Genomic DNA, 19,976 nt, shown 5'->3' with positions numbered 1-19,976 from the left:
TTTGGAGAAAGCAATGTTCACCACGCACCCGCCGCTCCCCACCCCCGAGGCTATCCGCGACCTGCACCGCGACCAGGAAACCATGCACCTGCTGACCAAGCTGCGTGCCGACGTGGCCACCGCTGTCCGCAAGCTCGAACCCGAAAGCCTGCTGGCGCTGGCCCGCCAACACCACCCCGAAGCCGAGACGGACTACCAGGCCGCCGCCATGCTCGGCCTCGAAATCATGGACGCCCTGCGCGCCCTGTCCCAGCATGGTGAAGACGTACGTAACCTGGACAAGGCCGAAACCGCGCGCCTGGCGCCGATGGTTGCCGAGGCCGGACGCCGCTCCATCGAAATCGCGCACAAGCTCGAAGGCGCGGCCCGTTCCCTGCGTTTCGCGGAAGGTACCGCCGCAGAGCGCGAAGCCAACCTGCGCAAGGCCGGCGTTATAGGTGACAACTTGCAACGCCTGATGGCCGACGGCGAAGACGAGCGGGCCGAATGCCGCTCCACGCTGAACGCCGAGCGCACGGCCATGCTTGCCGAGCAGGAAGCCTTGAGCAAGTTCCTGAAGTCCGGCAACGAGCGACATTTGCCGGAAGGTTTCCACATCGTGGAGGTGCCGCGTATCAGCGGGCGTGATGCTCACCACAACCACGTTGGCGCCGCGCGCGCGGCGTAGCACGGCAGATCAATGGCCGGGCGTAGAGGGGCAAATGTAATACCGCTCATGGTTGCGGAAATAGCCCTCACCACCAACAAAGGGTAATGGGCATTGAGGCCCGGCCACCACTACAGGAGATCATCATGCAACCGATTCCGCACCACCGCACGGGCCGCGCGCCCAGCATCGTCGGCATCCGTGCCAAGGCCGCCCAGCACGCCAAGGCTGCCGTGGAAGCCCTGGCCGAAGTGGCGCAGGATGCGGCTGCGCCCGCCGACGCGCGCGTGAGGGCCGCCGAAGCCTTGCTGGCCTATTCGACTGTGCCGAAGGTGGTGTGATGGCGGAAACCTTTCCCGTCAGCCTGGGTGATCCCGCGCTGTCCTCGATGTGGGATGGCCTTTCGCCGCACCTGATCGCCAGCTTCTACCCCGTGGAGCGCGACGGCTCTTCACGCTTCTGGAAGCGTGTGCAAGGTATGCCGGTGGTGCGCGCGCCGCTGACTGACTGCAATCTCGATATTTCCCTTGGCTGGCAAAGCCCGTTCGAGAATGCCGGCCAGAGTGCGATGCCTTCGCTGAAAGCCATGCTTTCGTCTGGGGCGCTGCAACCGTGGGTAGGCGACGATGGCAAGGCATCCCAATTCATCGGCTCCTTCGAGGGCCGCACAGGCATCACGAAGCTGAACTCCCAGCAAGTGTTCAGCGGTATGCCGCCGCTCAAGTTCCAGATGACGGCGCTCTTCCGCGCCTGGCGTGATCCCGTGAGTGAGGTGGCCGCGCCCTTGAACCAACTGGTTAAGTGGGCGCTGCCGGATGCGCTGGCCGATGATGGGCCGCTCCTGGCGCTGCTCGAAGGCATCAAGAAGGCCGCACAAGGCCAACCGCTGGACAAGGCGATGGCGCCATCCCTGCTGCCTTCGACAGCCCCCACCAAGATCGCCATGAAATACAAGGGCCGTACCTACATGCCTTTGGTGATCGAATCTATCACCCTGCCGCTTGGTTCGCCCATCGACGCCAATGGGAATTTTGTCGATATAGCCGTACCCATGACGATCTGCTCCCTGGCCGCTATCGACGGCAAGGACTGGGACAGGACGACGAACGGCAAGGGGTTTTCGGCATGAACCGAAACAACGTCCTGATGGCGCTTGATGATGCCGAGGTGCTGGTAATCGCCGATCAGTGCCGTGCGGCCATGATGGAGTTTGCCAACGTGCTTTGCGCGCGCACCTTCATTCTGACCGCCGTAACGCGCGCCGAGGCAGAGAGCGATTTCACTCTTGCCAGCGTTGCCACTCATCTGAACCGGCAGCTTGCCGCATTCGTGCTGTCCACCCGCGATGTTCATGACTACAACGAGGCATTCGCGCAATGGCTGGAAACGGAAGGCAATGACCTGGGCGAAGTGCGCGCGCCATCGGTCAACTTTCAATAAGGGGATTCAAGAAATGGCACTTCGGCACGACGCGCAAGGGTTCCTGATAGGCAACCCTATCGAACTGGAAACGGCCCTGAAGGACTGGGCGGCGATTCGTGAAGACGTGCGTGCTATTCGCCACGCGCTGACCTCTGGCGCGCCAACATCGCCGGCGCGTTCTGGCCGTGCCCCCGGTGCGCCCGGTGCGGTAGCTCGCCCGACGGCGCCCGCTTCGAGCGGCAGCGACCACCAAATTCCGGCCCTACTGCGCCCGCCCGCGACGCCGCAGACCGGCGGGACTGGCGCGCAAAAGCGCGATTCGCAGGCCGTGGCCGCAGTCGGCCAGGCGGTGATTGCTGCTCAGGCATCCCAGAAAGCCTCCGCGCGCGCCGCTGCCAAGCCTGCATCCCGTGACGGGCGCGGGCGTTTCGTTGGCCGTGGCGGCAGCGGTGGTGATGGCCGTGCCCCCGGTGCGCCTGGTGGCGGGGATGAGCGCGACGAGGTGGGCGGGCTGCGCGGCGTCGCCGACCGCATTGCTGGTGCCATCAAGGAATCCGGCAGCGGCATGGAAGAGGCAGACCCGACCATCAAGGCATTCAATGAGGTTGCACAGCCGATGGCGCGCGGCTACGAACTGCTGACCGGCGGCAACAAGGACAAGCGGCAAGAAGGCTGGCTGCGCCGAATCTGGACTTCGCTTACCGGGTTCCGCAATGACGAAACTACCTTCAGCAAGGCGGCAAACAAGAGCCTGAAGGCCATCGAAGAAAAGTCGAAAGACGGCGGCAAGGGCGACTCCGGCATGCTTGGCGGGTTGATGGGCGGCCTGGGCGGGATGCTGACGCGCATTCCCGTCATCGGCCCCTTGTTCAAGGGCGCCGGGCGAATGCTGGGCTTTGGTGGCAAGGAAGTTGCTGCCGTTGCCGGCGGCGCTGGCGCGGCCACGAAGGAAGCTGGGCTGCTGGGAAAGGCCGGCGGATTGCTCAAAGAAGGCAGCGTCCTGTCCAAGGCCGGCGGATTGCTCAAGCGGATCCCGCTCTTGGGCACGTTACTGTCCGTAGGCGGTGCTGCTGCCGACCTTTACGATTCCGAGAGCGACGATTCTCTCACGCGACGCGACAAGGACAAGCGCGCCGGCAAGGCCGTAGGCGGTGCCGCTGGAAGCCTTGGCGGCATGGCCGCAGGCGCGGCGGCGGGAGCAGCCATCGGCAGCGTTGTTCCCATCATCGGCACAGCCATTGGCGGCATCATCGGCGGTGCCGTCGGGATGTTCTTCGGCGATCAGGCAGGCCAGATTCTTGGGGACAAGGTAGGGGGTTGGGTCAATGACCTGCGCGAAGCGGACATCCCCGGAAAGATCACCAGCGCATGGGCGGCTACGACGAGCGCTATTTCCTCCGGTTGGGATGCGACCACCAAGTTACTGCGCGATGGTTGGGATAGCACCATCGGTGCGCTGAAACAAGGATTGGATACCGCCAAGGGTGCCGCAAAGGCTGTCACTCAATGGGCTTCCGAAAAGGCCAATGCCGCCAATGAATTCATCAAGGACAAGACCGGCGTTGACATCAAGGCCGGTGCCGAGGCCGTCAAAGACAAAGCCGTGGATCTGGGCGGGAAGGCAGTTGAGGGCGCAAAAGCGGGCGTCGAGTACCTTGGCAACAATACGACCGTCGGCAAGGGCCTCAAGGCTGCCGGGCAAGGCGCGATGGTTGTTGCCGAGAAAATCCCGGCGGTAGCAGAGCGCGCCTATAACGTCACGGCAGCGACGGCAGGATCCGCACTGGAAACAGTCATGCCCAAGGGCTACCGCCACAAGGCGCTGTTCGACGGCATCAAGGGCGGCGACAGCCTGACCAAGTACGGCAGTTACACCGACGAGGAAGCGACCAAGATTCAGGAACTCAAAACCAGCGGCGCTAACACGTCAGCCAACGTCAAGGGCGGCATGTCGCTGGAAGTTCAGGACAAGATTTCAGGGCAAGCCAAGAAGGCAGGCCTCGACCCGGTGATGATGCAGAAGATCGCCGCGATGGAGAGCGGCGGCAACGCCAATGCAATCAGCAGTACGGGCGCGGCAGGCATCTATCAGTTCACCGGCCAGACGGCATCTGGTGTCGGCATCAAAAACCGCTTCGACGTGGATCAGAACATCGAGGGCGGGATGAAGCTGACCAAGCAGAATTCTGCTGCTCTGGAAAAGTCCGGCCTTCCGGTATCCGCAGAAAATCTCTACATGATGCACCAGCTAGGCCCGAAGGCTGCGCAAGAGGTGATTCGCGGGGCGGGAGAAGGGAAGTCGAAGGCGGATATGTCGCCTGAAACCCAGAAGGCGATGAACCTGAACTACGGGGCGAACAGCAAGACGGCAGCCGACTACATTGCCACCAACAAAAAGGCGCTGGATGACCGATACGCTGCTGTGACCAAAGACACCGGCGGCGCTCCCACGGCTATCGCCAAGGCGAATAGCTCCACGCCAGCAGCGCCACCTACCGCCCCTGATAGTTCGTCTGTCCCGCATGCCGTGGCCCAAGTCGCACCCCCGGCGGTTCCGCCAAACGTTGCCGCGCCGGCCATGCCGTCGGTTGTTGCCAGTGCAAGTATGCCGTCTGTCCCGGCGATGCCCAGCGCGCAGCCAGTGCCGTCCAGCCCACCCATGACCGTGCCGATGACCGGGGGCGACTCCGACCGGCCCATTCAGGTATCCATACCGACGCCCGATGTTGTGCAAGACATCCGCGATCGCCAGCTTGCGCACATTGTGACCGGCGGCTTTTCTGCATGAGCGAAGACATGACCACTGCTGACCAATACCCCTTCATTCCGCCCGATCAGGCGCCCCGCATCCTCTACACCCTGGAAATCATCGGGCGGGCGCATCTGCTCGGCGGCCTGCACGTTTCCGACGCGCTGCCGTTCGGGCAACAATGCGAAGTTGGGGCCGCGCTGGATCACCTGGCCCAGTTCGCCAGCCTGATCGACATCAACCGACCGAAACGCCATGAACACCCAGAATAAGCCCCAGCGCCCCCGCAAGTCCGCCAGCAAGGCCAAGACCGCGCCGGCGCGCACGCGCAAGGACGCCCCCGCAAAGCGCGCCGTAGGCCGCCCCAGCACCTTCCAGCCAGGCTACGTGGAGCAGGCGTACAAGCTGGCCCTGTTGGGTGCGACGGACACGCAGATGGCCGATTTTTTCGGGGTGGCGGAACGCACGATCCACTACTGGAAATCGCATCGCCCCGAATTTTTGCAGTCCATAAAAAGGGGAAAGGACGATGCCGACGCGAACGTGGCGGAGGCCCTATACAAGCGTGCCGTCGGCTACTCGCACCCGGAAGCGCATATCAGCAACTACCAGGGCGTCATTACCATCACCGACACCGTGAAGCACTACCCGCCGGATACTGGAGCGATTGCCTTCTGGCTGAAGAACCGCCAGCCGGACAAGTGGCGCGACCGCGTGGAAACTGACGTGACAGTGAACGGCGAAGGAATAGGCGAGCTTGCCCGCGTCTATGAGGCCGCCATGCAACGTGCGCGGGAACGGCAAGCGGCAGTATTGGCCGAGCGTGGGCTTTCTCCGGGGGCGGACGGGGAATAGAATCCCCACGTCAGCCGCACCCAGCGCACCCCCTTTCTACCTCTGAGCGAAAACTGTCAGCGTCCAGGCGTGAAAAAGCCCGGCGCGCGGCCAAGCTGGTGAGAAAGCAGCCGTCAGAGCTATGCAGCAGACCAAACAAGGCGAAGGTGGCCGCGTGCGGATTGAGTAGCTAACGCTGGTGGTGTGGCCTCTCCCAGGCGAGGGGGGCGAGGCAGTGCCCGGACTTCGTGTTCCCATGCCGCGATGGCTGCCTGCCAATCAGTCAAGCGCCGGCACCGTTCTTCTTCTGGCACGTTGATCTGAACACTGTATTTTCGCGTGCCGACACGTTCGATACGTCGGGCGCCGGGCAATCTGGCCTCACTGTGGTTTGTTGTTGGCGCCCCACTCGGTATGGTTCCGTCGGGGAAAATAGTGACGCGCATTCTTCTCATACCTGGCTGTCCGGGTAATTGTTCTTCGCGCACAAGGCCGGCAGCGGCCAATGCTTCAGCGCTGCCAACATATTCATCAAACCTGTAGTGCTCCCGCTTTCTGATACCTGGAAGAGCTGGCAGAAGCTCGGGGTATGGCCTTCCGGGGCGCTCGGGGAACTCGATACGGGCTGTGAATGTGCCGTCTTCGTGATCGCTGCATGAAATCTCGGCGACATAGCCCCGTGGGTCGCGCGCTTTTAGCTTCTTCTTGCCACCAGGTTCGCCTGGATAAGCCAAACCCACCCCTAAACCCAGTTCCTGTAGCTGTTCTTTGGTGCCAGTGATCCAGTCGCCCCAGTCGTACTCTCTGTACTCAATGCCCTGGCTACTACTGGTGGCCGTCGTGCCCTTCAGTTCTGTGTTGATGCTCATACTTCCCCCTGAACCAGCTTGAGGCCATTTCTGGCCGGCCTGCTCTTCTTCGCTGCGCGCGTCTTGCGCTGGGCCTGGATATATTCGTCGGCACGCTCCTTGAGCAACCTGATGAGCTTCATGCCCGTGTCGTCCAACCACGGAGGCGCCGCCGAACCCTTGGGAAGCAGCGCGGCTTCGACCAAGGCCACTGTCCCATCGTCGGTTTCGAGGTTCCAAACCATTGCGCCGGCGCATATCTTTGCCCAATGGCGATTTTCTTCATCCTCGATCAAGACGGATGGCTGGTCTTTGGCAGGGGTAAGGCCGCGTGGCCGCTCTTCTTCTAGCTTGCCGCCCTGTTCATTTTCAGGCGTCGTCATGCGCGGGCCTTCCGGCTCCGCTCAATCATGGCGTTGATGCTGTCGGCGGTGATACCGCTGGATCGCTTGCCAATCTTCACCAGATCAAGCTGCCCATCCTTCACGAGCCGGTAGATCGTCGAGCGCGAAACACCCAGCTTCGCCTCGGCGACATTGATCCGGTACAGGATGGCGCCGCCGGCTTCGGTGGTCTGTTGTTTCATGGTGTTTCCTTTCGAGTCGTGCTGTGTTGATACGTATCATATATGTCTGTGCAGTATTGTCAATACATCTGTGCAGTATATGATTCGGTATCCGAGTGACGCGAGGTCAGCATGGCAAAGAGCAAGACGCAGCAAGCCTTAGAGCTGCTTAAGGAGAACCCTGGCATGACGCCATACGAAGCCGCCGCAAAGGTTGGTGTCGGAAATGCCGCTGTCTATCAGGCGTTACGGCGTACCAAGGACAAGGAGGTATGCCCCTGCTGCGGCCAGGTTGTACGCGAGGGGTTCGAGATTGACCGGGCCGTACTGAAAGCGGGGAAGTAAGGCCATGACCGGTCTTGAACTATCTAATCCAATGGATTAGAATTGGTCATGCACGAAGTCCTGCAAGGCATCGCCGAACTGCCCACCTATATCCGCTTGGCCGACAAGCTCTTGAGCGCGGAAGAGCGTCAAGACCTGATCGGCTACCTAGCCGAGCATCCCAAGGCCGGGGACATCATGGAAGGCACGGGCGGAGTGCGCAAGCTGCGCTGGCGCCGTGGCGTGCAAGGCAAGAGCGGCGGTGTGCGGGTCATCTACTATTACCACGATGACCTCATGCCTCTGTACCTGCTGACGCTCTTTGCCAAGGGCGACAAGGCCAATCTGACCAAGGCCGAGCGTAACGAGCTGGCCGGTCTGGTGGACGTGTTGGTGGGCATCTGGAAAGGACGGGCAAAATCATGAGTACCGCATTTGAAAGCATCAAGCAGGGTCTGCAAGAGGCCATCGCCCATGCCAAGGGTGACGCGCGCGGCGTGCGCGTGCATCGTCCCCGCGAAATCGATGTGAAGGCCGTGCGCGCCAAGGTGGGCATGACCCAAGAGCAATTCGCCGCCCGCTTCGGCTTTTCCACGGCGACCCTGCGGCACTGGGAGCGTGGCGACCGTACCCCGCACGGCCCGGCGCTGGTGCTGCTCAACGTGATCGAGCGCAACCCGCAGGCTGTCATCGAGGCCTTGGTTTGACCTGGGATGGATTTTCAAAAGCGGGTATGAAAGCGGGTACAAAATGACAATCAAAGCAGCGGCATCAAGCAACCATGCGGCCAGTAGGCCGCAATTCCCGTTCAACGTCTGACCGATGAAAAAGCGGCTTCGGGCCGCTTTTTCATTTCGGCGCACACGCGGTCGCGCCGCGTCTTCTTATCGGTTGACGGAGGGACCCCGCATCCTCGCCCCGGAGGAACTGCCAGAGCGCCGCAAGGCCTTGGCGGGCGGCAATTTGTGCAGATGTCCGTCGAGATCCGACCGCGAGTGGAAGTTCTCAGTGAACCAGCGCGGATTCTGCCGGTGCTCCTGCGCCAGTTTGGCAAAGGCATCGGCGGGCAGGGGTGGGCTGACGATGTAACCCTGGATAACGTCGCAACCGTTATGCTGGAGAAATGCCAACTGCGCATCGTTCTCCACCCCTTCGGCAATCACACGGAGTTTGAGGCTGTGCGCCAGTGCGATCACGGCGCGGGAGATGGCGACATCATCTTCGTCGTGAGGCAGACCATCCACGAACGATTTGTCGAGTTTCAGGGCGTCGATCGGAAAGCGCTTCAGATAGCTCAGGGACGAATAGCCGGTGCCGAAATCGTCCACGTCGATGTGCACCACGCCCTTGGCCCGGATCTGCAGCAGCATATCAACCGCATATTGAGGGTCGTTCATCAGCATGCTCTCGGTAACTTCCAACTCCAGGAAACTGGGATCGAGCCCGGTTTCTTCAAGAATCCCGGCGATGGTGGTGGATAGGTTGTTGCGCTGCAACTGCCTGCCTGAAAGATTGACAGCAACTTTCAAGGGCGGCATGGCTGCGTCCTGCCACGCGCGGATCTGCGCGCAAACGACTTTCAGCACCCATTCGCCTACCTGTTCGATCTGGCCTGTCTCTTCCAGGATCGGAATAAATTCGCCCGGCGAAACGATGCCCCGGTCCGGGTGTATCCAGCGCAACAGGGCCTCGGCGCCGATGATCGCCCCGGTGGCCAGATCGAGCTTGGGCTGGTAATAGACGGCGAATTCTTCGCGCTCCATGGCGCGGCGCAGGCCGCTTTCCATTTCCAGCCGGCCTACCGCCAGCGTGTTCATTTCCGGGGTGAAGAAGCGGTAGCCGTTGCCCCCATCCTGCTTGACCCGATACATCGCGGTATCGGCGTTCTTCAGGAGGTTTTCGGCGTTATCGCTATCCCAAGGGTAAATGGTGACGCCGATGCTGGGCGTGACGAAAGTCTCCTGCCCGCCCAACATGATCGGCGGCACCAGGGCTTCGACGATCTTGCCGGCGACGAGGGCGGCGTCTTCCGGCTTGCTGACCCGCTCCAGAATCACTGTGAACTCGTCACCTCCCAGGCGGGCCACGGTATCCTCTTCCCGCACGCAGCGCCGCAGCCGTGCCGACACTTCACGCAGCAGGATATCTCCCGCATCGTGGCCCAAGGTGTCATTGATGGTCTTGAAGCGGTCCAGGTCCAGAAACATGACCGCCACCAGGCCCTTATGCCGTTCCGCGTGGGCCAGGGCTTGGCTGAGGCGATCGCGAAACAGGTCCCGATTGGGCAAAAAGGTCAGGGCATCATAATGGGCCAGGACCTGCAGCCGGGCCTCCGCCTGGCGGCGCTCGATGGCGATGCTGGTCAGGTGGGCGGCGACCCAGGTCAGCTCCCGGTCATGCGGCGGCTGGTCGGACGACTTGCGGTAATGCGCGACGATCAGCCCCAGCAGTTGCCCGGAGGATTGGATCGACACCGCAAAACAGGCCTGTATGCCCTGCCTGCATATCAAGTCCCGGTATTCCGCCCAGGCCGGATTGATCTCGATGTCTTCGATCACGCCGCTGAATTCGTCCGACAAGCCATGCTGCTGCAGGTCCTTCCGCTTTCTGACGTCCGCGAATATCTCGCCCAGTGCTGCCTGCCCCTGATCGAGGATGGCCCCGGTCACGGCATGTGGCAGGCCGGGGCCGGCGGCGCACATCAGATCGCTATCCTCACTGCTTTCCCGGAACAGAATGGCGCAGAACATCTGCCCGGAAAGCACCTCTACATGGCGCGCCAGGACATCCAGCGCTGCCTTCAGTGGCATTCCGCAAACGACCATTTCAAGCACCTCCTTCTCTGCCGCCAAAAGCGACTCGGCCCGTTTGCGCTCGCTGATGTCGCGGAAGCTGGAAACCCGTCCGACTACGTCTCCGTCCACGTACTGGGGCCGGGAATTCCACTCGAACAGGCGCCCGTCCCGCAATTCGAGAACGGCGCCGTGATCGACGTCGATGTGCCTGGTCAGATCCTTCTGGGCGGCAAAGAACGCCCCCGGATCCCGCAATTGCTCCGCCAGCGTGAACAGGGTTTCGCTGTCGAGCACGCCGATACCGGCCGACTTGGGCAAGTTCCACAAATCGACGAAGCGCTGATTGGCAACGACTGCCCGACCGTGGACATCGGTGACGAAGATGCCGTCGGCGGTGGATTCCAGAGTCGCGGAGAAGATCGACAAGGATTTTGCCAGCCGTTCCTCGGTAATCTTGCGCACGGCGATTTCCTGCAAGGCAAGATGGAAGGCGCGCATCGGCACGACCCTGAGAGCAACGAAGGCCACCAAGCCGAGCAGCAGTCCCGGGATGCACATCAGGATCGCGTAAGTAAGGAGCGGCAGTAAAGGGCGGCTCAATTCGAGCTGCCAGATAATTCCCCGGTCCTGATTCAAAGTCGCGCTTCGAATCATGAATGGGGGGCTCAGCTGGCGACTCTTTTCGAACAGTAGTTGCCGCCCCTCGCCGGTGATGCGGATATTCGTTTTGCTTCCGACCCAGGCCAGTGAATCGGCGACATCCTGTGGGGAGCGCGGTTCGGCCCTCGCGCTTCCGGGACGCGTCCGGGGTCGTTTGGAAACGTCCTGGACGCTAACCTGAAGCGCAGCCTCCAGCGCGGCGGCCTCGCTCTGGTAACCGATAACGAGAAAAATCATCGGCACCAGCATTGTGACAATCATTCCACCTACCCATGCCAGGCGGGCAATCGCACCCGGCAGTTCGGGGTATGCCCCCGATGGCTGCGAAGGAGGTGCGAAAGTCATGACTTGGACGGAAATCGGATCGTGCTACGAAAACCCGGTGCGGCAATAACCGGGCCTTGCGGGCCTGCGCATTTGCCATTGACGATTCCGGCACAACCCCCTTCTCCAATGCGTCTCAGAATCCGATAAAACAGGATTCCCGCAGGCCTGCCCGATACCCGTTTCCCCATGCCTGGCTCCCTTCATGCAATGATGTTTGCGCAGAAAGTAACGGCAAGCGTCACTATTGATCTGTCGCAATGAAGCATTGATGCTATTGCGCCCCCCGTTCTCTCCCGCATGGAAAGCGCCGGGATGAGTGGATACGGATTCTTGTTTTTCATGCTGCCTCAGCAGGCTACCGCATATTTTTCAAATATCTGGCTAAATATGCATTGATATTGCGTTATAGCAAGCGATCCGATGTCAATATCCCCGCCAAGCTGCAGCAACACGGCGCCGCAGGCAAGCATGGAGAGTGAAAATCCCGGCGCGCCAGCGCCGTAAAGACAGTATATTGTCGGCTGCACACGCCCCCTAAAAATTATGAAAACGGCGGGCGGGAAATATCATGCCCCCCGTTCAACGCGAAAAATACTCACCGGCCATTTGGCGAAATCATGGCGACACTGACCGAACTCAACTTTTATCCGATCAAGTCCTGCGCTGCGATTGCGTTGCGCGAGGCGACCCTGACCCCTGCCGGCCTGATGCATGACCTGATCTGCGACCGCGAGTGGATGGTGGTCGACATGCAGGGCAACTTCATGACGCAACGCGAATATCCGGCGCTGGCGCGGATTGTGCCGCGCATCTGTGCCGAGCACCTGAAACTGCGCGCGCCCGGAATGCCGGAACTGCAGATTGCGCTCGACCTGCCCGACGCGGCGCAGGTGCCGGCACTGCAGGTGCGGGTTTGGGACGATACATTGATGGCATACGATTGCGATGCCACCACTGCACGCTGGTTTTCGCAGGCAGTGGGCGTGCAGTGCCGGCTGGTGCGTTTTGACCCCAGTGCCAGCCGCGTCACCAACACCCGTTGGACTGCGCACGCCGATGTGCCGGCGCTGTTCTCGGACGGCTATCCGTTCCTGCTGATTTCGCAAGCGTCTCTGGCCGACCTGAACCAGAAGTTGGCAGCGCAGGGTCGGGCGCCGCTGCCGATGAACCGTTTTCGGCCGAATCTGGTGATCGACGGCGTGGCAGCGTTCGAGGAGGATTACATCGAAAGCCTGCGCATCGGTGCGGCCACCCTGAAGCCGGTCAAACCCTGCGCGCGCTGCCCGATACCGTCAGTCGATCAGGCCACCGGCATCGTCGGCCCCGACCCGCTGGACATCCTGCGCAGCTACCGCGCCAACCCGAAGCTCGATGGCGGCATCACGTTCGGCATGAATGCGATACTGGAATCGGGTGCGACACAAGTGGTGCGGGTTGGGCAGGAAATCGATATCACGCTGGCGTTCTGATAATTCCGCGGCCTGTAAATGCAAACAGGACAGTCGAACTGTCCTGTTTTTACGCTTATATTTACAAATTGCGGTGACGACTTACTGCGTTTTCAGTTCAGCCTGCAACCGCTCATATTTTGCCTGCAGCTGTTCCTTGGTTTCGCGCCAGGCCGGATTGAACGGGATACAGCTCACCGGGCAGACTTGCTGGCATTGCGGTTCTTTGTAATGACCAACGCACTCGGTGCATTTTTCAGGGTCGATCTCGTAAATCTCCGGTCCCATCGAAATTGCTTCGTTCGGGCACTCGGGCTCGCATACGTCGCAGTTGATGCAGTCATCCGTTATCAGTAAAGCCATAAAACACCTCTATTTGCTGCCGTAAACCGGCCCTCGCCGCCGCGACACGGATTCAGACCCGGATTCAATCAGATCCTTGCTCCCGCGCCGCCATTTTGGATTGTAGCCATTTCTCGACCGAAGGAAAGACGAACTTGGAAACATCACCGCCAAACATGGCAATTTCACGCACGATGGTGCCGGAAATGAACTGGTACTGGTCGGATGGCGTCAGGAACAGGGTTTCGACATCCGGCAGCAGGTAACGGTTCATGCCGGCCATCTGGAATTCGTATTCGAAGTCAGACACTGCGCGCAGACCGCGCACGATGACACGGGCGTCGTGACGTCGCACAAAATCCTTGAGCAGGCCGGAAAAGCTCTCGACCTGCACGTTCGGATAGTGGCCCAGCACTTCATTGGCAATCGCCAGTCGCTCATCCAGCGCAAAAAACGGCTTTTGTTTTTGCTGTCGGCAACGCCAACGATCAATTTTTCGAACAGGCCAGATGCACGCCGCACCAGATCCTCGTGACCGCGCGTGATCGGGTCGAATGTTCCCGGATATACAGCAATGGCCATCGATTTTTCCTCAAAATATTATTCAAATTGAACGCGCATTATGCCTGATAAAACAGGCCGGATTAGCTCTTGCGTTGCAACAAATGATAGAACACCACTCCAGCATTTCCATAGCGCAACACTTGCCACGGTTCCAGCCATTCGGGCGGGTCGTCGTGCGCCAGCGCGCTTTCGGATTCAACGTAAATAATACCGTTTTCAGACAACAAGCTGGCACAAAGCGGCAAGATGCGCGCCAGCCATCCCTGCTGATAGGGCGGATCGAGGAAGATCAGGTCGAAGCGCTGCCGGGCGCTGTCCGGCGCGCTGCCGGGCAGCTTGTGCGCCACGGAAAACGCATCGCCGCGCAGGATGCTCACTTGCGCGGCATGCAGCTTGTCCTTGGTGGCTTGGAGCTGAAGCACGGCCGGGGTATGCTCCTCCACCATCAGGACGCTGGCCGCGCCGCGGCTGGCAGCTTCGAAACCGAGCGCGCCGGTGCCGGCGAACAAATCCAGACAGGCCAGCTGGCTCCATCCGCCGTCGAGCAGGAAATGCAGCCAGTTGAACACCGTTTCGCGCACCCGGTCCGGCGTCGGACGCAGGCCCGCCGCATCCGGCACCGGCAGCGGCGTACGCTTCCACTGGCCGCCGATGATGCGCACCTGCTGCGCCGGGCCGCTGCGGGGCCGGCCGGGCGCAGTCAGCTTGGTCTTGCCGGAATATTTTTTCTGTGGCGACATGTATTAGATATATTTAGGAGTATGCGAATAAATAGCGCTCTTTCCGCAATAATTTATTGCGGGAAGAATAAATACGGCATTGAGTATATTGACTGAAACAAACACCACCTCACTGATCCACGCCGACCACCACCGTGACCAGCTTGTCCTGCGCCACCTTGCGCGCAAATGCGGCGCGGATGTCGGCGAGCGTGACCCGCTCGACCTTGGCAGTCCAGGTATCGAGGTAGTCCAGCGGCAGCTGGTAATAGCCGATGGCGGCCAGATTGTCGAGAATCTTGCGGTTGTTGTCGATCCGCAGCGCAAAGCCGCCGACCAGATTATCCTTGGCCGCCTTCAGTTCGGCTGCGCTCGGGCCGTCCTTGAGAAAGGCTTCCAGCGTGCTGCGCACCACCTTCAGCGCGTCGTCGGCCTGCGTCTTGCTGGTTTGCAAGCCGATCTGGAACGGTCCCGGCTGCGCCATCGGGCTGAAGTAGCTGTAAATGCTGTACGACAAACCGCGCTTCTCGCGCACTTCGTGCGTCAGGCGCGAGACGAAGCCGCCGCCGCCCAGAATGTAATTGCCGACGGTTAGCGCGAAGTAGTCCGGATCGCTGCGCGGCAGCGCCGGCGCGCCGATCAGGATGTGCGCCTGCGAAGCCGGGTGCGGGATGCGCAACTCTTCCGCGTGCGCGGGCGGCACCGGCGGCAACACCGGCAGCGCCGCGCTGCCCGACGGGAGGCGCTGCGTCAATTGCCGCGCAATCGCATCCGCCTCGGGCCGGGAAATGTCGCCGATCAGGGCGATCACTGCGCGGTCGGCAACGTAATGGCTGCGATGGAATTCCAGCAGATCGGCGCGGCTGATGGCCGCGACCGATTCGACACTGGCTTGCTGGCCGTACGGATGATTGCCGTACAGCGCCTTCCAGAATGCCTTGTCGGCGATCGCTTCCGGCTTGGTCAGCGCTTCCTTCAGGTTGGCAATGGTGCGCGCCTTGTCGCGCGCGATGATGTCGTCCGGAAAGCTCGGCTGCGCCAGCACGCGCGCCAGCAACGCCAGCGCGGCATCGCGCTCGGCCGGGCTGGACAGGGTGCGCAGGCTGACGCCGGCGCGATCGCTGCCGGCCGCGCCGCCGCGCTGGGCGGCGGTGTCGGCGAAGGCATCGGACACCTGCGCCTCCGACAATGCCGGTTCGGCTCCCACCGCCAGCACGCCGCGCGCCAGCATGCCGCTGGTGAAGGCGGCCAGGCCGGCCAGGCCGGGCGGGTCGCGCCGGGCGCCGGCATCGAACTCGACGCTGACATCGAGCATCGGGATGGTGTGGTTTTCGACAAACAGCACGCGCGCGCCGTTTGCCAGCGTCCAGTTCTGGATTTGCAGCGCCGCGTGGGCCGGAACGGCGCCGATTGCGCAGCCGATGACGACCACCAGCGTGGATAAAATACGTTTCATATTTCTCTCAGTTTTTTTGCAGATGGATGGTATATCGCCGCTTAATGCCGCAAGCCCTTGGCCGCTGCCGCCGGCTTGTCCGACAGCGGCAGCGGCTCCAGCGTCGCCACCGTCAGCGCATCGTCGCCGAAGTAGCGCTGCGCGACCGCCTGCACCTGCTGCGAAGTAACCGCACGCAGCTTGTCGATGATGCGGTCGATCTGCTTGTACGACACGCCACTCATTTCCATCGTGCCGATTTCCATCGCCTGGCCGAACACCGAATCGCGCTTGTAGATCTGGCCCGCCACCAGCTGCGCCTTGACCCGCTTGAGCTCCGCCTCCGGCACGCCGTCGCGGGCGATGCGCTCGACTTCGGCGCGCAAGCGGGTTTCCAGTTGCGCCGTGCTGGTGCCGGCAGCCGGCGTGCCTTCCAGCGTAAACAATACCGGGCCGCGTGCCATGCCGGAATAACTGGCACCGACCGCGTTGGCAACCTTGTCGGCCCGCACCAGTTGCGCGTTCAGGCGCGCATTGTCATAGCCGTCGAGCACCGCCGACAGCACATCGAGCGCATGCACATCGTCGTCTTTCTCGACGTCATGCAAGGCCGGCACCTTGAAGGCCAGTACCACGAAAGGGTTTTCGGCCGGCGCCTTGACGGTGACGCGCTTGATGCCGCGCTGCTGCGGTTCCTGTTGCGGCTTGCGCACCGGCAACGCCTTGGCCGGAATCTTGCCGAAATACTTCTCCGCCAGCTTGAGTACCCTGGCCGCATCGACGTCGCCCGCGACCACCAGCGTCGCATTGTTCGGCGCATACCAGCGGTCGTGCCAGGTCTTGGCATCCTGCACCGTCATCTGCTGCAAATCGTCCATCCAGCCGACAATCGGATGATGGTAAGGGTGCGCGACAAAAGCCGCGGCATCCAGCGCTTCGCTCACCAGCGCCATCGGCTGATCGTCGGTGCGCAAGCGGCGCTCCTCCATCACGACCCGGATTTCCTGCGCGAACTCCTTCTTGTCGAACACCAGATTGGCCATGCGGTCGGCCTCCAGCGCCATCACCGCCTCCAGCTTCGATTGCCCGATCTGCTGGAAATACGCGGTGTAATCCTTGCTGGTGAAAGCGTTTTCGCGCCCGCCCAGCGCCGCCACCCGGGCGCTGAATTCACCCGGCTTGAGCTTCTTGGTGCCCTTGAACATCATGTGCTCGAGCGCATGGGCAACGCCGGTGGTGCCGTTGAACTCATCCATCGCGCCGATCTTGTACCACACCATCTGGGCCGCAGTCGGGGCCCGGTGGTCTTCCTTGACGATGATTTTCATGCCGTTTTTCAGCATGAATTCCTGCGCCGGCTGCGCCAGTGCAAAAACCGGCGCCAGCGCCAGCAGTCCGGTTGCAACGAGAAGTCGAAATTTCATAGTGTCTGCTCTGTTAGAATGCGGGTGATTGTATCCCCTTGCATGCGCCATCGCTACAGACCTCATTCCCCATGTTTAGTTTCTTCAAGAAAAAACCCAAGCCAGAACCCGCCGCCCAGCTGCCGCCGGCAGCCGAAATGCCGGCGCCGGTGCTGACGCCGCCGCAGCCGGCACTGGCGCCTGAACCGGTAGCCGAGCCGGAAGCACCGTCGGCAGCGCCGCCGGAAACCACCAAGCGCAACTGGCTGGCGCGCCTGAAAGCCGGCCTGTCGAAAACCTCCAGCAATCTGACCACGCTGTTCGTCGGCGCCAAGATCGACGACGACCTGTACGAAGAACTGGAAGCGGCACTGCTGATGGCCGACGCCGGCATGGAAGCGACCGTGTTCCTGCTGGAAGCGCTGAAAAAAAAGGTCAAATCCGAAAAGCTGACCGAGGCCGCGCAGGTCAAGAGCGCCTTGCGCGCACTCCTGATCGAGATGCTGACGCCGCTGCAAAAACCGTTCGAACTCGGCCGCCACCAGCCGCTGGTAATGATGATTGCCGGCGTCAACGGCGCCGGCAAGACCACCACCATCGGCAAGCTGGCCAAGCATTTGCAGGCGCACGGCCAGTCGGTGTTGCTGGCCGCCGGCGACACCTTCCGCGCCGCCGCGCGTGAGCAACTGACGGTCTGGGGCGAGCGCAACAATGTCACCGTGATTTCGCAGGAATCCGGCGACCCGGCCGCTGTCGCATTCGATGCGGTGCAATCGGCGCGCGCCCGCGGCATCAACGTAGTGATGGTCGATACCGCCGGGCGGCTGCCGACCCAGCTGCACCTGATGGAAGAACTGAAAAAAATCAAGCGCGTGATCGGCAAGGGCTTCGAGGGCGCGCCGCACGAGGTATTGCTGGTAATCGACGGCAACACCGGCCAGAACGCGCTGACCCAGGTCAAGGCTTTCGACGATGCGCTGGGCCTGACCGGCCTGGTGGTGACCAAGCTGGACGGCACCGCCAAGGGCGGCATCATCGCCGCGGTGGCCAGAAACCGCCCGGTTCCGATCTATTTCATCGGCGTCGGCGAAAAGATCGAAGACCTGCAGCCGTTCGATGCGCGCGAATTCGTCGATGCGATCTTCGACTGAACATTGCCCTAATCATCAAACCCCAATCCATGATCGAGTTCCAGCATGTTTCGAAACGCTATGCGCACGATGTCGCGGCGCTGGCTGACATCAACCTGACTGTCGCAAAGGGCGAACTGGTGTTTCTGGCCGGCCCGTCCGGCGCCGGCAAATCGACCCTCCTCAAGCTGATCGCCGCGATCGAACGCCCGAGCAGCGGCAAGGTCAGCCTGAACGGCCAGGATATCGGTCAACTCAGGCGCGCCGCGCTGCCGTATCTGCGCCGCAATCTGGGCCTGATTTTTCAGCAGCAGCGGCTGTTGCAAGACCGCCACGTGCTGGCCAACGTGATGCTGCCGCTGATCGTCACCGGTGCCTCAAGCGCAGAAGCGGAGCGCCGCGCGCTGGCGGCGCTGGACAAGGTCGGGCTGCTGGAGCGCGCCAAGGCGGAGCCGCAAGCGCTGTCCGGCGGCGAACAGCAGCGGGCGGCAATTGCGCGTGCGATCGTCAACCGGCCGCAGCTGATTCTAGCCGACGAGCCGACCGCCAATCTCGATCGCGACAGCGCCAATCAGGTACTGGAAGCGCTGCAGGCGTTTCACGGCGCCGGGGTGACCTGCCTGATTTCGACCCACGATGAACAATTTCTCGATAGCGCCACGCGCGTGATTTACCTGCGCCAGGGCCGGCTGATCGAAACCTGGCGCAAGGAGGCCGCATGAAAATCTGGCTCAGGGAGCATCGCTTCGCCTTGACTGACGCGCTGCGCAAACTCATCAAGACGCCCGGCAGCTTCAGCTTCAACGTGCTGGTGGTGGCGATTGCGCTGGCCTTGCCGATCGCCGGACTGACTCTGCTGGAAAACATCCGCCCGATCACCCAGCAACTGGCGGTGGAACCCGAAATCAGCCTGTTCCTGAAGGCAGACACTCCCAACGAACAGGCGCGCGCACTGGCGTACGACATTCGCAGCGTGCTGCCACTTGCCAGCAAGAAATCCCGGATCGAATTCATCCCGCGCGAGCAGGCGCTGGAAACGCTGAAGGCAAAAACCGGCCTGGCCGATGCGCTCGCCACGCTGGGCCAGAACCCATTGCCGGATGCCTACATTATCCGGCTGTCGAACATCGATGCAGTCGCAGTCGATGCGCTGGCCGAGCGCCTGCAACTGCTGCCGAGGGTCGAGGCGGTGCAGGTAGATTCGGCTTGGGTCAAGCGGCTGACCGCGATGCTGCAAGTAATGCGGCTGGCCCTGCTGCTGCTGGCGACGACGCTGGGCGTGGTGGTGATGGCGGTGGTGTTCAACACGGTGCGCCTGCAAGTGCTCACGCAGCGCGAAGAAATCGCGGTATCGCGCCTGATCGGCGCCACCGACGCCTTCATCCATCGGCCGTTCTACTATACCGGCGCATTGCTCGGCTTGTGCGCGGGCGCGGTGGCGCTGGCCGCGGTGACACTGGCCCTGCAACCGCTCAACGATGCGATTGCAGAATTTGCCCGGCTCTACGCGTCGGAGTTCCGCCTTGCTGCGCTGGCCCCATCCATCATGCTGACACTGCTGGCCGTCAGCGCCGCACTGGGCCTGCTCGGCGCCGCGCTGTCGGTGCGCCGGCATCTGGCCCGTTTGCCCTGACTCATAAAAAATATACCGCATAGTGTATTTTTAAAACACCCAATCAAAATTGATAAAATTGCATTGAAATGTAATACTACCCCATACAAATGTTTTTTTAGCGGGGCAGCCCGGACATGAAATCTTGATTAA

General features: G+C 61.6%; 22 protein-coding genes and 1 pseudogene. 14 read left to right on the top strand and 9 right to left on the bottom strand.

Annotation, left to right across the window (positions count from 1 at the left end):
• Window positions 1–13 precede the first annotated feature (13 nt).
• From HMCN_RS0100885 to HMCN_RS17020, 7 genes are all read left to right on the top strand, one after another.
• Window positions 14–667, top strand: a complete 654-nt coding sequence (locus HMCN_RS0100885) for a hypothetical protein (protein WP_025915597.1) — start codon at window positions 14–16, stop codon at window positions 665–667.
• Window positions 668–792: 125 nt separating this feature from the next.
• Entirely contained in the window at window positions 793–987 is a 195-nt protein-coding gene (locus HMCN_RS0100880; protein WP_155837296.1) for a hypothetical protein, read from the top strand.
• A complete protein-coding gene (locus HMCN_RS0100875; protein WP_025915595.1) occupies window positions 987–1,775 on the top strand; it encodes a hypothetical protein in 789 nt (262 codons plus the stop codon). Before HMCN_RS0100880 ends, HMCN_RS0100875 begins: the two co-directional genes overlap by 1 nt.
• The gene (locus HMCN_RS0100870; RefSeq protein ID WP_025915594.1) at window positions 1,772–2,086 is read left to right on the top strand and encodes a hypothetical protein; all 315 of its coding nucleotides are present in this window, start codon (window positions 1,772–1,774) and stop codon (window positions 2,084–2,086) included. Before HMCN_RS0100875 ends, HMCN_RS0100870 begins: the two co-directional genes overlap by 4 nt.
• Before the next feature lie 13 nt (window positions 2,087–2,099).
• Window positions 2,100–4,856 carry a transglycosylase SLT domain-containing protein gene (locus tag HMCN_RS0100865; RefSeq protein ID WP_025915593.1) on the top strand — a complete coding sequence of 919 codons (2,757 nt, stop codon included), beginning with the start codon at window positions 2,100–2,102 and terminating at the stop codon, window positions 4,854–4,856.
• Between the two features lie 8 nt (window positions 4,857–4,864).
• Entirely contained in the window at window positions 4,865–5,089 is a 225-nt protein-coding gene (locus HMCN_RS0100860; RefSeq protein ID WP_155837294.1) for a hypothetical protein, read from the top strand.
• Complete coding sequence (locus HMCN_RS17020; protein WP_025915591.1) at window positions 5,073–5,672, top strand: hypothetical protein; 600 nt, start codon at window positions 5,073–5,075, stop codon at window positions 5,670–5,672. Before HMCN_RS0100860 ends, HMCN_RS17020 begins: the two co-directional genes overlap by 17 nt.
• 119 nt (window positions 5,673–5,791) lie before the next feature.
• On the opposite strand, the gene HMCN_RS0100850 is transcribed toward HMCN_RS17020, so the two are convergent.
• The 3 genes from HMCN_RS0100850 to HMCN_RS0100840 are packed head-to-tail and all read right to left on the bottom strand — an operon-like array spanning window position 5,792 to window position 7,085.
• Window positions 5,792–6,520, bottom strand: a complete 729-nt coding sequence (locus HMCN_RS0100850; protein ID WP_025915590.1) for a hypothetical protein — start codon at window positions 6,518–6,520, stop codon at window positions 5,792–5,794.
• Window positions 6,517–6,882 (bottom strand): hypothetical protein, encoded by a 366-nt coding sequence (locus tag HMCN_RS0100845; RefSeq protein WP_025915589.1) that lies wholly within the window; start codon window positions 6,880–6,882, stop codon window positions 6,517–6,519. The genes HMCN_RS0100850 and HMCN_RS0100845 overlap by 4 nt, the downstream gene beginning before the upstream one ends.
• A complete protein-coding gene (locus HMCN_RS0100840) occupies window positions 6,879–7,085 on the bottom strand; it encodes an AlpA family transcriptional regulator (protein WP_025915588.1) in 207 nt (68 codons plus the stop codon). The genes HMCN_RS0100845 and HMCN_RS0100840 overlap by 4 nt, the downstream gene beginning before the upstream one ends.
• Before the next feature lie 111 nt (window positions 7,086–7,196).
• On the opposite strand from HMCN_RS0100840, the gene HMCN_RS0100835 reads away from it, so the two are divergent.
• The 3 genes from HMCN_RS0100835 to HMCN_RS0100825 are packed head-to-tail and all read left to right on the top strand — an operon-like array spanning window position 7,197 to window position 8,095.
• Window positions 7,197–7,409: a hypothetical protein gene (locus HMCN_RS0100835; protein ID WP_025915587.1), complete on the top strand. Its 213-nt coding sequence runs from the start codon at window positions 7,197–7,199 to the stop codon at window positions 7,407–7,409.
• A 48-nt stretch (window positions 7,410–7,457) separates the two neighbouring features.
• The gene (locus tag HMCN_RS0100830; RefSeq protein ID WP_035625222.1) at window positions 7,458–7,814 is read left to right on the top strand and encodes a type II toxin-antitoxin system RelE/ParE family toxin; all 357 of its coding nucleotides are present in this window, start codon (window positions 7,458–7,460) and stop codon (window positions 7,812–7,814) included.
• A complete protein-coding gene (locus tag HMCN_RS0100825) occupies window positions 7,811–8,095 on the top strand; it encodes a DNA-binding transcriptional regulator (protein WP_025915585.1) in 285 nt (94 codons plus the stop codon). Before HMCN_RS0100830 ends, HMCN_RS0100825 begins: the two co-directional genes overlap by 4 nt.
• Before the next feature lie 177 nt (window positions 8,096–8,272).
• Here HMCN_RS0100825 and HMCN_RS18100 read toward each other — a convergent pair whose 3' ends face one another.
• Window positions 8,273–10,783 carry an EAL domain-containing protein gene (locus HMCN_RS18100; protein WP_162174108.1) on the bottom strand — a complete coding sequence of 837 codons (2,511 nt, stop codon included), beginning with the start codon at window positions 10,781–10,783 and terminating at the stop codon, window positions 8,273–8,275.
• 1,004 nt (window positions 10,784–11,787) lie between these two features.
• Here HMCN_RS18100 and HMCN_RS0100815 point away from each other — a divergent pair.
• The gene (locus HMCN_RS0100815; RefSeq protein WP_025915583.1) at window positions 11,788–12,639 is read left to right on the top strand and encodes an MOSC domain-containing protein; all 852 of its coding nucleotides are present in this window, start codon (window positions 11,788–11,790) and stop codon (window positions 12,637–12,639) included.
• An 81-nt stretch (window positions 12,640–12,720) separates the two neighbouring features.
• Here the strand turns inward: HMCN_RS0100815 and HMCN_RS0100810 are convergent, their stop codons facing one another.
• From HMCN_RS0100810 to HMCN_RS0100790, 5 genes and pseudogenes are all read right to left on the bottom strand, one after another.
• Window positions 12,721–12,981 (bottom strand): YfhL family 4Fe-4S dicluster ferredoxin, encoded by a 261-nt coding sequence (locus HMCN_RS0100810; RefSeq protein ID WP_025915582.1) that lies wholly within the window; start codon window positions 12,979–12,981, stop codon window positions 12,721–12,723.
• A gap of 64 nt (window positions 12,982–13,045) precedes the next feature.
• Window positions 13,046–13,542, bottom strand: a pseudogene (gene coaD / locus HMCN_RS17010) (pantetheine-phosphate adenylyltransferase).
• Between the two features lie 62 nt (window positions 13,543–13,604).
• Entirely contained in the window at window positions 13,605–14,264 is a 660-nt protein-coding gene (gene rsmD / locus HMCN_RS17005; RefSeq protein ID WP_051566652.1) for a 16S rRNA (guanine(966)-N(2))-methyltransferase RsmD, read from the bottom strand.
• Window positions 14,265–14,373: 109 nt separating this feature from the next.
• The gene (locus HMCN_RS0100795) at window positions 14,374–15,699 is read right to left on the bottom strand and encodes a pitrilysin family protein (RefSeq protein WP_025915581.1); all 1,326 of its coding nucleotides are present in this window, start codon (window positions 15,697–15,699) and stop codon (window positions 14,374–14,376) included.
• 41 nt (window positions 15,700–15,740) lie between these two features.
• A complete protein-coding gene (locus HMCN_RS0100790; RefSeq protein WP_025915580.1) occupies window positions 15,741–17,102 on the bottom strand; it encodes a pitrilysin family protein in 1,362 nt (453 codons plus the stop codon).
• A 71-nt stretch (window positions 17,103–17,173) separates the two neighbouring features.
• Here HMCN_RS0100790 and ftsY point away from each other — a divergent pair, with 71 nt between their 5' ends.
• From ftsY to ftsX, 3 genes are read left to right on the top strand one after another with little or no spacing between them, the layout of a single operon-like run.
• Entirely contained in the window at window positions 17,174–18,232 is a 1,059-nt protein-coding gene (ftsY, locus tag HMCN_RS0100785; RefSeq protein ID WP_025915579.1) for a signal recognition particle-docking protein FtsY, read from the top strand.
• Window positions 18,233–18,261: 29 nt separating this feature from the next.
• On the top strand, window positions 18,262–18,933 hold the full coding sequence (locus HMCN_RS0100780) for a cell division ATP-binding protein FtsE (protein ID WP_025915578.1): 672 nt from the start codon (window positions 18,262–18,264) through the stop codon (window positions 18,931–18,933).
• On the top strand, window positions 18,930–19,844 hold the full coding sequence (gene ftsX, locus HMCN_RS0100775; protein WP_025915577.1) for a permease-like cell division protein FtsX: 915 nt from the start codon (window positions 18,930–18,932) through the stop codon (window positions 19,842–19,844). The genes HMCN_RS0100780 and ftsX overlap by 4 nt, the downstream gene beginning before the upstream one ends.
• Window positions 19,845–19,976: the final 132 nt, after the last annotated feature.

The sequence above is a fragment of the Herminiimonas sp. CN genome (assembly GCF_000622895.1).
In the GTDB taxonomy this organism is placed as follows: domain Bacteria; phylum Pseudomonadota; class Gammaproteobacteria; order Burkholderiales; family Burkholderiaceae_D; genus AVCC01.
The sequence above is the reverse complement of the archived record's forward strand: the minus strand, read 5'-3'. Positions and strand labels throughout refer to the sequence as shown.

Coding starts and splice junctions, on each gene's coding strand:
- HMCN_RS0100885 (WP_025915597.1), top strand. CDS start 14: ATGTTCACCACGCACCCGCCGCTCCCCACCCCCGAGGCTATCCGCGAC.
- HMCN_RS0100880 (WP_155837296.1), top strand. CDS start 793: ATGCAACCGATTCCGCACCACCGCACGGGCCGCGCGCCCAGCATCGTC.
- HMCN_RS0100875 (WP_025915595.1), top strand. CDS start 987: ATGGCGGAAACCTTTCCCGTCAGCCTGGGTGATCCCGCGCTGTCCTCG.
- HMCN_RS0100870 (WP_025915594.1), top strand. CDS start 1,772: ATGAACCGAAACAACGTCCTGATGGCGCTTGATGATGCCGAGGTGCTG.
- HMCN_RS0100865 (WP_025915593.1), top strand. CDS start 2,100: ATGGCACTTCGGCACGACGCGCAAGGGTTCCTGATAGGCAACCCTATC.
- HMCN_RS0100860 (WP_155837294.1), top strand. CDS start 4,865: ATGACCACTGCTGACCAATACCCCTTCATTCCGCCCGATCAGGCGCCC.
- HMCN_RS17020 (WP_025915591.1), top strand. CDS start 5,073: ATGAACACCCAGAATAAGCCCCAGCGCCCCCGCAAGTCCGCCAGCAAG.
- HMCN_RS0100850 (WP_025915590.1), bottom strand. CDS start 6,520: ATGAGCATCAACACAGAACTGAAGGGCACGACGGCCACCAGTAGTAGC.
- HMCN_RS0100845 (WP_025915589.1), bottom strand. CDS start 6,882: ATGACGACGCCTGAAAATGAACAGGGCGGCAAGCTAGAAGAAGAGCGG.
- HMCN_RS0100840 (WP_025915588.1), bottom strand. CDS start 7,085: ATGAAACAACAGACCACCGAAGCCGGCGGCGCCATCCTGTACCGGATC.
- HMCN_RS0100835 (WP_025915587.1), top strand. CDS start 7,197: ATGGCAAAGAGCAAGACGCAGCAAGCCTTAGAGCTGCTTAAGGAGAAC.
- HMCN_RS0100830 (WP_035625222.1), top strand. CDS start 7,458: ATGCACGAAGTCCTGCAAGGCATCGCCGAACTGCCCACCTATATCCGC.
- HMCN_RS0100825 (WP_025915585.1), top strand. CDS start 7,811: ATGAGTACCGCATTTGAAAGCATCAAGCAGGGTCTGCAAGAGGCCATC.
- HMCN_RS0100815 (WP_025915583.1), top strand. CDS start 11,788: ATGGCGACACTGACCGAACTCAACTTTTATCCGATCAAGTCCTGCGCT.
- HMCN_RS0100810 (WP_025915582.1), bottom strand. CDS start 12,981: ATGGCTTTACTGATAACGGATGACTGCATCAACTGCGACGTATGCGAG.
- rsmD (WP_051566652.1), bottom strand. CDS start 14,264: ATGTCGCCACAGAAAAAATATTCCGGCAAGACCAAGCTGACTGCGCCC.
- HMCN_RS0100795 (WP_025915581.1), bottom strand. CDS start 15,699: ATGAAACGTATTTTATCCACGCTGGTGGTCGTCATCGGCTGCGCAATC.
- HMCN_RS0100790 (WP_025915580.1), bottom strand. CDS start 17,102: ATGAAATTTCGACTTCTCGTTGCAACCGGACTGCTGGCGCTGGCGCCG.
- ftsY (WP_025915579.1), top strand. CDS start 17,174: ATGTTTAGTTTCTTCAAGAAAAAACCCAAGCCAGAACCCGCCGCCCAG.
- HMCN_RS0100780 (WP_025915578.1), top strand. CDS start 18,262: ATGATCGAGTTCCAGCATGTTTCGAAACGCTATGCGCACGATGTCGCG.
- ftsX (WP_025915577.1), top strand. CDS start 18,930: ATGAAAATCTGGCTCAGGGAGCATCGCTTCGCCTTGACTGACGCGCTG.